The 16,455-nt window shown below is 67.5% G+C and carries 8 protein-coding genes; 5 read left to right on the forward strand and 3 right to left on the reverse strand.

Annotated features, from left to right (window positions below; translation table 11 throughout):
* The first annotated feature begins 280 nt into the window (after positions 1–280).
* Complete coding sequence (locus RJT50_RS05415) at positions 281–9,139, forward strand: right-handed parallel beta-helix repeat-containing protein (RefSeq protein WP_313694807.1); 8,859 nt, start codon at positions 281–283, stop codon at positions 9,137–9,139.
* A 30-nt stretch (positions 9,140–9,169) separates the two neighbouring features.
* Here RJT50_RS05415 and RJT50_RS05420 read toward each other — a convergent pair whose 3' ends face one another.
* Positions 9,170–10,015, reverse strand: a complete 846-nt coding sequence (locus RJT50_RS05420) for a hypothetical protein (RefSeq protein WP_313694809.1) — start codon at positions 10,013–10,015, stop codon at positions 9,170–9,172.
* Between the two features lie 274 nt (positions 10,016–10,289).
* Here RJT50_RS05420 and RJT50_RS05425 point away from each other — a divergent pair, with 274 nt between their 5' ends.
* The gene (locus RJT50_RS05425) at positions 10,290–11,147 is read left to right on the forward strand and encodes a glycoside hydrolase family protein (protein ID WP_313694810.1); all 858 of its coding nucleotides are present in this window, start codon (positions 10,290–10,292) and stop codon (positions 11,145–11,147) included.
* Between the two features lie 49 nt (positions 11,148–11,196).
* Here RJT50_RS05425 and RJT50_RS05430 read toward each other — a convergent pair whose 3' ends face one another.
* A complete protein-coding gene (locus tag RJT50_RS05430) occupies positions 11,197–11,823 on the reverse strand; it encodes a trimeric intracellular cation channel family protein (protein WP_313695931.1) in 627 nt (208 codons plus the stop codon).
* 196 nt (positions 11,824–12,019) lie between these two features.
* Between RJT50_RS05430 and RJT50_RS05435 the strand changes: the two genes are divergently transcribed.
* Together RJT50_RS05435 and RJT50_RS05440 are read left to right on the forward strand one after the other, a co-directional pair.
* Complete coding sequence (locus RJT50_RS05435) at positions 12,020–13,282, forward strand: HAD family hydrolase (RefSeq protein WP_313694813.1); 1,263 nt, start codon at positions 12,020–12,022, stop codon at positions 13,280–13,282.
* A gap of 172 nt (positions 13,283–13,454) precedes the next feature.
* The gene (locus tag RJT50_RS05440; protein ID WP_313694816.1) at positions 13,455–14,357 is read left to right on the forward strand and encodes a DUF7504 family protein; all 903 of its coding nucleotides are present in this window, start codon (positions 13,455–13,457) and stop codon (positions 14,355–14,357) included.
* An 85-nt stretch (positions 14,358–14,442) separates the two neighbouring features.
* Here the strand turns inward: RJT50_RS05440 and RJT50_RS05445 are convergent, their stop codons facing one another.
* Entirely contained in the window at positions 14,443–14,748 is a 306-nt protein-coding gene (locus RJT50_RS05445; RefSeq protein ID WP_313694818.1) for a hypothetical protein, read from the reverse strand.
* Positions 14,749–15,090: 342 nt separating this feature from the next.
* Here RJT50_RS05445 and RJT50_RS05450 point away from each other — a divergent pair, with 342 nt between their 5' ends.
* Positions 15,091–16,329, forward strand: coding sequence for a mandelate racemase/muconate lactonizing enzyme family protein (locus tag RJT50_RS05450; protein WP_313694819.1), 1,239 nt, complete (start codon positions 15,091–15,093; stop codon positions 16,327–16,329).
* Positions 16,330–16,455: the final 126 nt, after the last annotated feature.

Consider the following 16,455-nt stretch of genomic DNA (forward strand, 5'->3'; position numbering starts at 1 on the left):
ATGTCATTACTGGCCGAGCGGAATTTGCCGGGCCGAGCGTTGAACCATCCCGCGATTAATCCCGAGCTTTAGCGCCGTAAGGACTCGTTTAACGGGCCGTTAAGCGGGTCATAATCGGCTCAATAATATACCACCTTGGTACCGTTGGTGTGTTGATAGCAACCACTCCGGTCGGGCGACACGACCGAGCGTTCGGAGGAATGCTCGGGTGGGTGATCGGGGTTCCCGCGGTCGGGACTCCGGTGTCGGGTGTCGCCGGGCTATCCAGGCTCATACACACATGACACAGGACTATTCACGCAAGACGCGGGCGCTCGTACTGGCGGTACTGATGACGACTTCCGTGTTCGCGGGGGTCGCCGCGTTCGGTGGAACGGCAGTTGCGGCTACGGCGAACACCGCGACGATCACGGTGGATGACGACGGGTCGGCTGATCACTCGACGATCCAGGCCGCGATTGACGCCGCCTCACCAGGTCAAACGATTCACGTGAAGGCGGGAACGTATAATGAGCAGCTCACGGTCGACAGCTCCGTGACGATCGTCGGTGCAGGGGAGGGTGCAACGACGATCGACGGTGGACTGAAAGTCGATAGCGCCGTCACGGGTCTGACGATACGGAACCTGACGATGGCCGGGAACCGTGGGGCATCCCGGACGTTGTACAGTACTTCGACGTTGACCGATCTTACCGTTTCGAACGTCACGTTCGACGGCCAGGACTCGGTCGGATTCGCCATCTACGGAAACGACTTCGCGGGTGACGTCGAGATCACGCACAGCACGTTCACCGGCTACAACGATGCCTCGCAGTGGGCGACCGTCTACGTGTCGACGAAGACGGGCATCGGGGACGTCGAGTTCTCCTCCAACGACGTCACCGACAACACCGGGATGGTCAACTTCAACGGGAACGAAGCCGCGAGCTCGGACCGGATCGACTCGCTGACCGTCACGGACAACACGTTCACCGGAACCGTGCTCGATAGCGGTGGAGCGTCCGCTGCCGCGCTGTCGGTAAAGGACGCGGACGACAGCACCATCTCGGGTAACGAGTTCAGCGGGAACTACGCCGACTTCCACTACGCGAACGCGAGCGTGCAGACGAGCGCGATCCTCGCCAACAACGACTTCCAGGCGGATGCCGTCCAGTTCAACACCTCGAACGGCTACGTCGTCTACCCGAGTTCTTCGGCCGCTCGCACCGCGCTAGCGAGCGACGACGCGACCTACGCGGAGAACGTCGAGACGGGTGACTTCCTCGTCGCGGACGGCATGTCGATCCAGACGGCGATTGATTCGGCCGACGCGGGCGATGAAATCCGTGTCGCCACGGGAACCTACGACGGGTTTATCGTCGACAAGGACGTTACCGTTACCGGCGAGGGAGCCGACGTCCTCATTGACGGTGGGGCCGACATCCGCGCGGACGCGGCGACGCTCCGGAACGTCACCTGGGACGACACCTACACTGGCAGCGGACCGCTGGTGAACGTCTCCGGGGACGAGGTTCTGCTCGAACACATCGAATTGGACAACGTTCCGACGAACCACGGCTCGTCGATCGTGATCCGGGGGGACAACGTTACTCTCACCGAGAGTACGCTGGTGCGTGGCGGTGACGGCGGGTTCGCGCTCATCCATCTCTTCAGAGGGCCGAACTCGGTCGTGGCGACCGGATCGCCTACCGGCGTCGAGATCACGGATAACGTCATCAGCGGCGGCGACGTCGGAGTGTTCCTCCAGGCCGACCAGTCGGTCACGATCGAGGACAACGAGATCACTCCGGCTTCCAGCGACGACGATGCGATCTGGGTGACCGGGGTCGCCTACGGCTCACTCTCCGCGGACGCGACGCTGAACATCGAGAACAACGGCGAGCTGGTGGAGGTGAACAACGCGACGACCGGGACGGTCCACTACATGACGTCCGTGTCGGCGGCGTTCACGAGCGACCAGTCGCCCATCACCGAGGGTAGCACGGTGTCGATTCCCGACGGAACGTACACGCTCTCGGAGCGGGCCGAGATTCCCGCCGACAACGTCACCGTCGAAGGGGAGTCTCAGGCGGGCGTCGTGATCGACGGCTCCGGCGTCCCGTGGCCAATCTACGCCCACAACAAGAGCGACCTGACGCTCCGCAACTTCACGCTCTACGGAACCGAGCAACCGAACAGCGACGATTCGATCAAGGTCGCGTTCGCGGACGGCCTGACGATAGAGAACGTCGCGGTGAACGGCTCCGACGGCAACGAAATCGACCTGAACAACGTCCGGAACGCGTCACTCAGGAACCTCGAAGCAAACGGTGAGGACACCGCGGGCGTCGGCGTCGGGCTCACCGCGGTCCAGAACGCCACGCTGGAGAACGTCGACACGCGGAACAACAGCTGGGGCGGCGTCGGGCTGTACGACGTCGCCTCGGACGTCTCATCCCCCACGGGCTGGACGCTGATCGAGAACTCCGGAGACGTAACCATCGCGGGGACGAGCGACCTGTCGGAGAGCGTTTCCCTCTACTCCGATCAGGAGTACGGAGGCACCCTCGGTGATCTGTACGCGCCCGACTACGAGTACGCGGTCGAGAACCCGGACCACAGGGAGAACGTGGATCAGCGGGGCGAGGACTTCGTCTACTTCCACAGGACGGAAGCCGACGCGATCGCGTACGCACGCGGCCTCGACAACAACCAGAGTTCGACGGTCCGGACGCTGAGCAAGGACGGATCGGGCGAGATCGACCTCGGATCGACGTTCGTCGTCGAGGACGGGATGTCCGTCCAGGCCGCGGTCGACGCGGCGGACGCGGGCGACACGATCCAGGTCCGCGAGGGGACCTTCGCGGGTGACATCACCGTCGACAAGCCGCTCACCATCGAGGGCGCGGGCGCGGACGCGACCGTCATCGACACGAACGGCGGCGGACACGCGTTCACCGTCTCCGCGTCGGACGTGACGATCAGCGGCCTCAACGCCACCAACGGCAACACGGGCATCGACGTGCCGCGGACCGCCGAAGTGTCGAACTTCCACCTCGAGAACGTCGTCCTCTCGGGGAACCAGTTCGGCGTCTACGTCCACGGGGACACCGTCAACACCGACGACACCGACAACGGCGAGTTCGACGGCGTTCACTTCGAGAACGTCCACATCACCGACAGCGTGGAGAAGGGGATGTACATCGAGAAGCTCTCGAACGCGACGTTCGATGGCGTCATCGTCGACGGCGTCACCAGCGACACCTACGGGTTCAACAACGGGATCGACATCAACCTCAAGGACGGCGACTACGAGAACGTCACCATCCGGAACTCGGTCGTCCGGAACGTCTCGAAGGGCACGCCGTACGACGGGACGGACTCGTTCTCGGCCGCCATCGCCATCAAGGCGCGCGACGACGAGAACAAGGACTACGGAGACGACCCCGGAACCCTTGATGGCGTTACCATCGACAACGTCACCGTCGAGAACTCGTTCAACGGCCTGCGGTTCGGCGAGCCCGGATCGACGAACAACGAGCCGACGAACGTGACGGTCCGGGACTCCACGTTCCGGAACAACGTCGGCTACCACGTGTCCATCGAGACGGAGTCGCTGAACCTCAGTGACGCGGTCACGACCTCGAACAGCTTCGGGAAGCAGGTCCTGCTCGCGGAGGGCCAGCCCGAGGACCGTGCGGACTTCACCGGCGGCATCTGGGCGAACATCGGCGACGCCGTCGAGTCGGCCGAGAACGGCGACTACGTCGTCATTGGGGCCGCCACGTACGACGAGACGGTTCGGATCAACACGGACAACGTCACGATCATCGGAGCGCCCGGCGCGACGATCGCGCCGTCCGACCAGACGATGGCGTCCACGAGTCGCGACCGCATCATCGACACCGATCGCCATTCGAACGTGACGATCCAGGGGCTCACCATCGTCGGCACGGGAACCAAGATCGATGATCCCGTCGGCGTGACGCTCTGGGGCGCGAACAACACGGTCGAGGACGTCACGATTGAGAACGTCCTGACCGCGGTTCAGACCGCGTCAGGCGGCTCCGACAACGCGACGGTTCGGGACGTGACGGCCGTCAACGTCGGCGTCGGTATCAGCGTCCAGTCGAACGATACCGAGGTCACCTCGAGTTCGGTCGAGAATGCGAGCATCTCCGGAATCGGGGTTCTCAACGGCCGTGAGGACGTCCGCCTGATCGGGAACGAACTGACCAACGTTGACGGACCGGCTGTCAAGGTCAGCGACCACCTCGACACGACGAGCGGATCGGTCCGGATGCTCAACAACGTGTTCGGAAACGACACCGACGGGGTGAACAACGCCGGCGGCGTTTCAGTCAACGCGACGTTCAACTACTGGGGCAGCCCAGCGGGACCGAACGCATCCGGGAACACCTACAACTCGGACGCACAGGGTGTCAACGTCACCGGCGACGTAACGTTCACGCCGTGGCTCGACAGTTCGCCCTCGACCGGATCGCCGGCCACCGGTATCGCTCCCGTGATCAACACGGACACCAACGAGACGTACGCCTCCATCCAGGCGGCAGTCAGCGACGCGAGTTCGGGTGACACGATCTACGTCACAGCGGGAACGTACGACGAGTTCGTCGACATCAGTGCGAACAACGTCACGATCGTCGCTGAGGACGGTGCGAAGATTGCGCCGTCCGAGTCGACGATAGCGAACCAGAACAGTCGTGCCTGGCTCGTTGACCTGCGTGGGCACTCGAACGTGACGATCGACGGACTCGCGTTCGAGGGCAACGGCACTGACTCCCTCGTCGGTGTGGCAGTGAACGGGGAGAACGCCACCGTACACGGTGCTACCATCGAGAACGTTCTCACCGGCATCCAGACGCACTCGAAGTGGGATCTGGCGAACAACACGTTCGGGGAGAGCTCCTCCGACGGGGCCAGGATCCTGAACAACGACATCCACAACGTGGAGTACGGGATCAGCATCCAGTCGAACGAGGCGATCGTCTGGAACAACTCGATTTCGGACGCCAACTCCGGGGTTGCGGTCCTCAACGGCCGCGACAACGTCGTCGTGATCGAGAACGACTTCGCCGCCCTCAACGAGACGGCGGTCGGAATCAGTGACGGCTTCGTGAAGGACGGCTCGGTCGTCACGACCGGATCCGTCGAGGTGCACTGGAACGATCTCAGTGGCGGCACGCACGGAGTCAACAACACTGCCGGCGTCGACGTCAACGCCACCCACAACTACTGGGGAGCGCCGACCGGGCCCGCCGGCGAAGGGCCCGGCGCGGGCGCGAACGTCAGCGAGAACGTCACGATCGTTCCGTTCTACACGGACGCGGCGCTGACCGAACTCTCGACCGAGCCGCCGCGACTCTCGGCCGTCTCGCTGATCGACGAGACCGACGGCAACGGCGTGGTCGACTCGGGTGACGTACTCAACGTGAGCGCACGTGTAGAAGACGGAAGCGGCGTCGACACCGTCGTCGTCGACGCCCAGCCGTTCGGCGGCAGCGGGACGCTGGCGCTGACCGACGAAAACGACGACGGCGTCTACGACGCGGCGTTCACGGTCGACGCCGACGCGGCGACTTCACCCGACAGCAGCTTGTCGCTGGGGGTGACCGCCACCGACGCCGGCGGCGCGAACGCCAGCGCGTCGACCAACGCCGTCACGCTCGAGACCGACTCGGAGACGACGACGACCTACACCGTCTCGGACACCAGCCCGCTAAGTTCCGAGGTGGTCTCGGTGAACGTCACCGTCGCCAACGTCGGCAACCGCTCGGCCGACCGGACCGTCACGCTGCTGGTCGACGGTTCGGCGGTCGCGACCCGCTCGGTCTCGGTGGCCGAGGGTGCCAACCGGACGGTGACCTTCGAGCGGAAGTTCGCCTACGGCGAGCACGTCGTCACCGTCAACGACTCGGTGAGCACGCTGGTGAACACGACGGTCACCGCCGTGCGGCCGACCAACCCGAACGCCGACGTGGCGATCACCTCGCCGAACGCGGGCGAGTCCTTCGCCAGCGACTCGGTCACCGTGGAGTACGACCTGACCGACGTCGACTCCGGCATCGCGAACCTCACCTACGCGGTCGACGGCGGGTCGGCGACGACCGTCACCGACCTGACCCGGTCCAACGTCACCCTGACCGCGCTCCCGGACGGTGAGCACACCGTCACCCTGACGCTCGTGGACAACATCGACAACACGGTCGCGAGCGACACCGTCACGTTCGACGTCGACTCCACGGAGCCGGTCGTGACGATCCAGCCCGGACGGGACGGGAACGTCAGCGCGAACCGGTCGGTCGACGTCGACCTCGCGGTCGACGAGGAGAACCCGGGAACCGCGACGTTCGAGGTCCGGGACGGCGGAACGACCGTCTACAGCGAGGACGTGAGCGACGAACTCGCCGACGGCTCCGAGACGCTGACCTGGGACGCGACGAACGACGCCGGCGACAAGGTTGCGACGGGCGAGTACGACCTCGTCCTGAACGCGACCGACGCGGGCGGGCTCTCGAACGAGACGACCGCGACGGTCAGCGTGGACAACACGCCGGCCTCGGTCACCAGCATCACGCCGGACACGACCGACCTCGGCAGCGGTGACTCGGTGACCGTCACGGTCGACGCGACCGACGCCCACTCGGGCGTCTCGAACGTCTCGGTGACGCTCGTCGCCGACGACGTGAACTACCGGACGACCGCCGACGCGACCCGGAGCGGCGGGTCGTGGGAAGCGACGTTCGACGTCGCGAACCTCTCGGTCGACGGGAGCTACAGCGTGCACGCGACCGCGACCGACGCGGCGGACAACGATGGAACGGACGTGAACGCGGGCGCCCTCGACGTGGACACGACCGCGCCGACGGTGAGCGCGATCATCGACACGAAGAACGACACTCACGGGTACGTGAACGTCACAGTCGCCGACGACGTGGCGGGCACGGGCGATATTGGACTCAACCTGACTCGCGGAGGAAATTCGGTGACCGTCACTGGCCTCTCCCAGGTAGATAGCTCGAACACGTACTCTGGGACATTCCCCCTCAGCTCCGGCAATTACGTTCTCGAGGCCAACGCGACCGACGCGGCCGGAAACCTCGGAAACGCCACCGCGAGCGCGAACATCACGGCCGGCCTGAACGGGCCCGCCGGTGACACGAAAACGATCTCCGGAGCGGACGGCACGGAGATCGAATTCAACTTCAACGAGTCCTACTCCGACGGGCAGGCCGCGCTCACTACGTCCGGGACGGCGCTCGCTGACCTCGGGACCAACGTGGGGTCGACGTTCCTCAACGGCGAACTCAACGAGAACCTCACCGACGCGCTCGACAACGCGACGATCCGCATCCCGGTTCAGGGCAACGTGCCCGACGGGGTCGACGAGGAGAACGTCACCATCAGCCGGTACAACGAGACCGCCGGCGAATGGGAGCAGCTCGATACGACGGTCGAGGGTGACTACTTCGTCACCACGGTGGAGCACTTCTCCACCTACGGGCCGGTGAACCCCGACACGACGGCGCCGAGCATCGACGCCTCCGACGTGTCGCCCACCTCGCCCACCTACAGCACTGACACGGTCGACGTGACCGTCGAGTACAGCGACAACAACAACGTCGACGCCGGGAACGTCACCGTCCGGTTCGACGGCACGGACGTGACCGCCGCCGCCGCGACGAGCGTCTCGCCGACCGAGGTGACCTACTCGGCCAGCGGCCTCGTCGGCTCGGGGACCCACTGGCTGAACGTCACCGTGGTCGACACGGCCGGCAACAGCGAGACCAGCAACGTCAGCTTCATCGTGCCCGAGGACACCGAAGCGCCGGACGTGACCGCCGAATTCGCGGACTCGTACGCCTACGGCACGACCACGGTCCCGATCGAGTTCAGCTTCGACGACGCGCTGAGCGGGGTCGACGCGAGCAGCGTGACGCTGACCGTGGACGGGACGAAGGTCGCCGACGCGGACGCGACGATCACCGAGGACGGCGTGCAGTACGACGCGACCGGGCTCGCGTCCGGAAGCCACACCGCGAAGGTGACCGTCTCGGACGAGGACGGGAACCCGGTGACCGAAACCGTTTCGTTCACCATCGCGAGCGACACCGACACCCCGCGGGTGACCGACTCGACGATCTCGCCGACGCCCGACGACGGCGTCCTGGCGCTCGGGACCACGCAGGCAACGATCAGCTTGGACTACACCGACGACACCAGCAGTATCGACGCGGGCGCCGTCGAGGTCACCTTCGACGGCACGGACGTCACGGACGAGGCGGTCGTCACCGCCACCGGGCTCGAGTACACGGCCGTCGGGCTCGAGAACGGCAGCAGCTACACCCTCTCGGCGAAGATCGTCGACGACGGGGGCAACACGATCACCGAGAACGTGACGGTCGAGGTCGCCGCCCCGCCGTCCGACGACTCCGGTAGCGTCGGTGGGACGACCGGTTCCACCGGCGGCAGCGGCTCGGCACCGACGAGCCGCGTGACGACCTCGCTCGTCGGCGGGCAGGCTCACATGACAGTCGGCGGGAGCGTCTCCGACGTGAGCATCCACTTCAGCGGGGGCGGCAGCGGGGGTTCGGTCTCCGCACAGCCGCTCTCCGAGCGGCCCGACTCCGTCCCGGCGATTCCCGACGCCGACGGCTTCGCGTACGTCGACCTGAGCGTGCCCGCCGACCGGGCCGACGCCAGCGCCACGCTGGAGTTCACGGTCAAGTCGAACGCCATCGGCGACACGGCCCCGAGCCAGCTCACCGTCTACCACTACGGCGACGGCGAGTGGTCGGCCCTGGAGACGACGGTCGTCTCCTCGGGCGGCGGGGAGGTCGTGCTGGAAGCCACGACGCCCGGCTTCTCGCTGTTCGCGGTCGGCGCACAACAGCAGCAGACCGACCAGCCGGACGACACGACTGACGCGCCCGACGACACGACGGACCAGCCGGACGACACCACCGACGCGCCGGACGACACGACGGACCAGCCCGACGACGGCACGGACGCGCCCGACGACACGACCGACGAGCCGGTCCAGGAGCCCGGCGGGTTCGACTTCGGCGCGCTCGCCGTGATCCTGCTGGTCATCGTCGTGCTCGTCGCCGGATACGCAGTCTGGACCCGGGCCGAGTAACCGACGCTCGGACCGCGGGTTTCGGCGCGTTCAGGTCGCCGGAGACGAGATGTCCATTTTCCGGGGTGCGATCTGGAAGGTGACGTACGGGACGATGTAGCCGAAGCAGTAGCCCAGCAGGTGCAAGAACAGGTTGAGGACGGTGCCGTCGCCGGTCACCACGTTCGGGAACGCTGCGAACTGGAGCAGGACGAACACGCAGGTGCCGAGCGCGAGCACCGGGAGCGGGTCACGCTCGCGGCCGCCGTCGGCCCGAACGTGGCCGAGCGGGACGGTGCGACTCCCGAGCAGGCTGTGGACGCACAGCCCCACCACGACGAGGTTCGCCGCGCCGACGAGCAGGCTCTCGACACCCGGCGGTACCGCCCTGAACGTGATGACGGTCGCACCCATGAAGAACGGGAGCGGCGACCGCGAGAGGTTCGCGCCGGGGACCGTGTCGTCGAAGTAGCCCGCCAGCGCGTGGGGAAGGAACCCGAGGAACGCCATGTTGAGCCCGGAGAACCCGAAGCCGATCCGCGGCCTGGTGAGCAGGACGTTCATCGCCGAGAGCGCGAACGGGAACGCGACCAGCACGGTGAGGAACGTGACGAAAAATCGGCCCCGGTGGCCGCTCCGAACGCTCACGAACCAGGCGAGCGGGACAACCGTGAGATACACGGCAATGTTCGTCAACAGGTGTCCCGAACCCAGGTGGACGAAGTGGGAGGTGTACATCGTCACCACCGTCGGCTCGACGTACGAGAGCGTGAACGAGAGCCGAACCGGCCGCGGAAGCGACGCGACGCCGAGCAGCAGCGCCGGCACTCCCAGTATCGTAGCGACGTCGAGCGGTGACGCGCCGCCGCGTCGGAGGGGCGAGCGCAGTCCGCCCACGCTATCGACCTCCCCGGGCCGGCCCGGTGCCCGCACTCGCCGCTCCACGCCGGCTGCTCGTGAACCCGGTCACACGCGTTCGACTGCGGACGGAGGGTGGTTCGCTCGCCCCGCGGCTCTGAAACCGCATGATGCTCTGATGTCCCGACCGAGCCCGTCAGGGCTTATCTACGCTCCGCCCGAATTATCGGAGCTGATACCATTCTTCGCCGGGGCCCGGTGTCGGGACTCAGTTCCGAGAGACTTACCCACACACCGACCGTAGCCGCCCGCAATGACCGACTACGGGGTCGTCACGCGAAACGCCGAGGAGGTCGCGTGGCCCGAGTTCGACCGCGGCTTCTACGAGGTGAAGGACGTCACCGGCCGCTCGGCCGAGCCGCTGGAAGACGCCGTCAACATGGTGTCCTGCTTCGGCGACAACGCGGCCGCCGAGTCCACCCCCGACCTCGTCCCGGTGAACGACGCCGGCGAACCCGCGACCCGCGACCGCACGTACTTCGACTGGGCGTACGTCTGCCCGACCCACGACGACTACCGCCGCGGCCTGCTGGAGATCATCGAGGACTGCGCCGAGGTGAACGGCGACGTCCGCCTCGACGACGTGGGGTTCCCCCGCCAGGGCTACTGCCGGTGTGACCGCTGTCGGCGGCTGTTCGAGGAAAGCGAGCACGAGGAGTGGGCGGACTGGCGCGCGGAGGTCATCACGGCGTTCGTCGCCGAGGCGACCGAGCGGATTCCCGGCCGCGCGTACCTCACGCTCTACCCGGACCCCTACCCGGGACACCTGTACGAGCGCGCCGGCCTCGACCTCGACGCGCTGGCCGACCACGTCGACGAGTTCGTCGTTCCGCTGTACGACACCCACTACGGGACGACGTACTGGCTCGAGACCATCGCGAAGGGGTTCGTGAGCCGCCTTGCCGACCTGGACGTCGAGTTCTCCGTGGAACTGTACGCCGTCGACGTCGACATCGACGACCTGGTCCACGCGACGGAGGTCGCGGAGGCGTACGCGAGGGAGGTGTTCTTCGGCTACGACGCGGGACAGGCGTCCGCGATGATCCGCCGAAAACGGGCCGATTCGAGGGAGGGCGAATCGTTCGGGAGCGATGGCGAGCGAACGGAGTGAGCGAGGGTGAGCGACCTGAACACCGTCGCTCCCACGCCGACCGATGCCGCTACCGGTTCTCCTCGACCGTCTCGCCGCCGGAGCCGAGCGTCGTCGCCGTCGGGAGCCGCCAGTCGAAGCGGACCGCCGCCAGCCGGACCAGCACCGTCACCGCCGCACACGTCGCCGCGGCGGTGCCGGCGGCTCCGCCCAGCCCCGTCACGAGCACGTGCGTCCCGCCGCCGAGCACCGCACAGCTCGCGTAGAAATCCTCGAACAGGATGAACGGCGACCGGTCGAGCAGCAGGTCGGCGAACGCGCCGCCGCCGACCGCGTTGATGGTGGCGACGGCGACGACGCCGAACGTCGGGAGACCGAACTCGACCGCCACGATGGCCCCGGCCGTCGTGAACGCCGCGAGCCCCACGGCGTCGGCGACGCGGGTGACGGCGTGGTCGTCCGGCGAGTCGAGCACGACGCTCAGTCCGAGCGCCAGCCCCACCCCCAGCAGCCCGAGGGCCATCTCGCCGGTCGACTGCAGCGCCAGCGGGATGCGACCGACGAGCACGTCGCGGGTCGCGCCGCCGGCGAACGCGGTCGCGAGGCCGACGACGGCGACCCCGAACAGGTCGAACCCCTCGCGGATCGCCTTGGCCGCGCCGACCAGCGCGAACGCGACGAGTCCGACCGTGTTCATCACCGCGAACGGGTCGCCGAGCAGCGTCCCGCCGAGTTCCTGAACCACTGGCTCGGCCCTCGAACGGGCGCGTAATGAGCACACCGCTTCGACCGCGTGTGACCGTCCGCCCGTGCCGGTCGGCCCGCCGGAATCGACCGACTCGCAGTTTCGCCCCGCGAGTTGGTTTTATTCGGACCCGCCACGAACGGCGTTCGTGGACCTGTACGACCGGCTGTACGAACTGTACGCGGAGTTCGACACCGAGACGCTGCGCGCCTACCGGGAGTTCGTCGACCTGTTCCCGCCGCTCGGCTCCCGCGTCGCGCTCGACCGCTGGGACGAGGCCAACGGGGCGCTCGCGGAGCGACACGCCGGCATCGAGGCGGCGTTCGAGGACGGCGACGTCCTCGCGTCCATCGCCCAGCGGGCCGACCGGGAGGCCGCCTTCACCGCGCTCGACCTCCGGGGGAAGTACGGCCGCGCGGTCAACGCGCTCGTGCTCGACGTGGACGAGACGCTCCGCTCGGCGGGCGATACGGACAACGAGATCCCCCGCGAGACGCTCCACCTGCTGACCGAGTTCGCGGAGAACGGCGTCCCGCTCGTCATCTGCACCGGCCAGACGCTGGAGAACGTGAAGGGCTTTCTCGTGCAGGGGCTCGGGAGCGAACTCGTCCACTCGGGCGACGTGTCGGTCGTCTACGAGGCCGGCGCGGGCGTGTTCACGCCCGGTCGCGGCGCGGACACGAAGCGCCTGCTGTACGACGACCTCGACGGGGACGTCCGCGGCGTCGTCGACGACGTCCGCTCGCGCGTGCTCCGCGAGGCACCGGAGTCGGTCCGTCGCGGCTGTCACCTCCAGGGAAACGAGTTCAACGTCACGCTGAAGCCGAACTACGAGACCGGAAGCGACCGCGCGGACGAGGTGATCGACGGCGGGATGGCCCACCTGCTCGCGCTCGTCGGCGAGGCGGCCGCGGAGCGACTCGACGGCGGGGGGACGGACGCCGGGGGCGACGGCGGAACGCTCGACGGCCCGGCCGCCGCCCGCGCGTTCTACGCGGACGCCGACCCCGAGATCGAGGCGTCGCTCCGGCGTGCCGGCGCCGGGATCCCCGACGAGGTCGACTCCGACGCGGCCGCGCTGTTCGAACGCCTGGAGGTCGCGCTGTACCGCGCCGACGCGGCGGAACTGGCCGCGAGCGACCTCGACAAGGCCGCGGGCGTCCGGGCCGGACTGGACGCGCTCGGCGTCGACGACCCGTTCGTCTGCGTGATGGGCGACAGCAAGTCCGACCTGCGGCCGATGCGGTGGGCGACCGAGACGGGGTCGGGGATCGCGGCCGCCCCGGCCCACTCCTCCGAATCGGTGCTCGAGCACGTCCGCTCGACGGACGACCTCGTGTTCGCGCCGGGCGGTGCCGACGAGATCCTCCGGACGGTGTACGCGCTGAACCGGCTGGCCGGCCTGGAGTAACACCGCGGCCGACGCCCCGTGAGTCGGCGGCGTCGCTCCCACGTCACGCGTCCGTTTCGACCGTCCACCCGGAGCCGCTCGACGCCTCAATCGCCGATCCCGCCTCCCCATCGAAGTGTCACGTATCCAAAGACATATTGTCGTCAGCTGCGAACCATTTGTGGAACGTCACATGTCGCCCGTGACCCGGCTAGAGGAGAGTCGGTTCATCTCCGACGACCGGCCGAGCGTCGCGGTCGTCCGGAGCGTCGCCAGCACGCTGGAGGTGAATCCGACCGACGTGCCGATCGTCTCGAACGTCGTCGACCCCGAGGCGCTCGACGCGGTCGTCGAGGGGGAGCCGACCACGAGCGTCACCGTCCCCCTGGCCGGGCTCTCCGTGACGGTGAACGGCTCGATGGAGGTCGTCGTCCGCGATCCCGGCTTCCGAGCGACCCTGGAGCGGTTACGCCGCGCGCCCTCGAACGTCCTCGTCCTCGGAACGCCTGAGATCCCGCTGGATCGGGTGCTGTGGTCCGACCCGTTCGTGGAGCGAGGGGGCAACCGGGGGCCACTCGTCACGGTGGTTCCGGCGGAGTCGGGTGCGGCCACCGGCACCCACGTCCCGGGGACGCGGTCCAGGGTGGCCGTCGTCATCGTCGGCGACTTCGTCCGGTCGAGAACGTCGGAGCCGGATTCGGCGCCCGAGACCCCGGAGAACCTGACGATCCGGTCGATCGGGCGGCCCTCCGACCTCACTGCGCTCGGACTGTCCGTCCACGAACAGCTCTCCGTCTGGGCCGACGCGGACCGGCCGACGACTGTCCGCGTCTCCGCCATCGAACAGCTGCTCGACGAGGTCGAGACGGCCCGGCTGTTCCGGTTCCTGCACCTCCTCGTCGGGCGCGTCCGGCTCGACGGGGGCCGCGGTCGCTACTTCGTGGACCCCGAGCGGGTCGACCGGACGGCGCTGCGAACGCTGGAGCCGCTGTTCGACGCCGTCGTCACGGTCGAGGAGAACGGCGACCGGACGATCGAGGTCCACGACCCGACCGTCACCGCCGGGGTCGACGGCACCGACCTGCGGCTCGGGTAGTGCCGCTCGGGCAGCTACCCGGCCGGTCGCTGCGACGATGTGTCACCGTGACCGAACGGGTCGGCCGCGACTCCGAGGAGACGACTCAGGGCCAGTCGCCGGGGAGCGACTCGGCCGACTCGTCGAGCAGGACCAGCAGCGGTTCGAAGTCGTCGAACGCCGGCCCCCGGCTGACCCGGTCATCGGTCCCGTTCCACTCGACGTATCCCGACTGGGCGAGCATCGGAAGGTGTGTGTGGTGGAGGTCGAGTCGGACCTCGTCGTCGCTCACCTCGCCCGACGAAACGATCGGGAGGGCCCGGATCGCCTCGTTCTCACCGCGTTCGAGCAGTTCGGCCAGGATTACGCGTCGAGTCCCGTGGGACAGCACGTGGAACAGCTCATCGAGCATGACCCGTCTGTGCGACCGGCGATGAAATGGGTGTCGCCCCGGCTATCAGTTCGTGTATCTCGCGGCTTCCACGCCGCTTTTTCGCCGTATCGTTTCTTCGCCGCCTCGCTTCTCTGCCGTATCACTGCTTCGTCACGTCGCTTCTCCAAAACCCGATGTCGCTCGCGGCGTGTCCACCGGCCGACCTCGACGGCGCTCTCACGTCCATTTCCCGAGTTCCGATCCCACCCGGCCGGGTGGGAAACTCGAACGTGCCCCCGAAACCGTTACGTGCCCCGATACGGTTCGCGCGTGCCCCGCCTCCGACCGAAGATTTACCTGCAGCCGAGTAAATCACGACCCATGAGCCGGAACTACGAGTCGCTCCACGACCCGAACGCGGAGTACACGATGCGGGAGCTCTCCGCGGAGTCGATGGACGTGCGGGCGAAACGCGGCGGCGGCCGCGACGTGGAGATCACGGACGTGCAGTGTACGATGGTGGACGGCAACTTCCCGTGGACGCTCGTGCGCGTCTACACCGACGCCGGCATCGTCGGCACCGGCGAGGCGTACTGGGGCGCGGGCGTCCCCGAACTCGTCGAGCGCATGACGCCGTTCGTCGTCGGCGAGAACCCGCTCGACATCGACCGCCTGTACGAGCACCTGATCCAGAAGATGTCCGGCGAGGGCTCCGTCGAGGGCGTCACCGTGACGGCCATCTCCGGCATCGAGATCGCGCTCCACGACCTCGCGGGCAAGATCCTCGACCTCCCCGCCTACCAGCTGCTCGGCGGGAAGTACCGCGACTCGGTCCGGGTGTACTGTGACTGCCACACCGAGGAGGAGGCCGACCCCGAGGCCTGCGCGGACGAGGCCGAACGCGTCGTCGAGGACCTGGGCTACGACGCGCTGAAGTTCGACCTCGACGTTCCCTCCGGGTATGAGAAGGACCGCGCGAACCGCCACCTCCGCCCGGGCGAGATCCGGCACAAGGCAGAGATCGTCGAGACAGTCACCGAGCGCGTGAAGGACCGCGCGGACGTCGCGTTCGACTGCCACTGGACGTTCTCGGGCGGGTCGGCCAAGCGCCTGGCGAACGCCATCGAGGAGTACGACGTCTGGTGGCTCGAGGACCCCGTCCCGCCGGAGAACCTGGAGGTACAGGAGGAGGTCACCAAGTCCACCGTGACGCCCATCACGGTCGGGGAGAACCGCTATCGCGTCACCGAGGAGCGCCGCCTGATCGAGAACGGCGCGGTCGACATCATCGCGCCCGACCTCCCGAAGGTCGGCGGGATGCGCGAGACCCGGAAGATCGCCGACGTGGCGAACCAGTACTACGTCCCGGTCGCCATGCACAACGTCGCCTCGCCGGTGGCGACGATGGCCTCCGCACACGTCGGCGCGGCCGTCCCCAACGCGCTCGCCGTCGAGTACCACAGCTACGAGCTCGGCTGGTGGGCGGACCTGGTCGAGGAGGACGTCATCGAGGGGGGCTCCATCGAGATCCCCGAGGAGCCGGGGCTCGGCGTGACGCTCGACATGGACGCCGTCGAGGCGCACATGGTCGAGGGCGAGACGCTGTTCGATCCGGCATAGCCGGATCGAACTCACGGCGCGAAGCGCCGGGTAGTTCGAGGAAGCGTAGCTCCCTCAGACTCGCCGAGCTCGCTCGGCGTCGTTCGATCCGGCGTGTTCCGGTTCGTCCTCCCCGACGAGCGCGTC

Origin of the sequence: Halobaculum sp. XH14, from assembly GCF_032116555.1 — an archaeon.
GTDB lineage: Archaea > Halobacteriota > Halobacteria > Halobacteriales > Haloferacaceae > Halorarum > Halorarum halobium.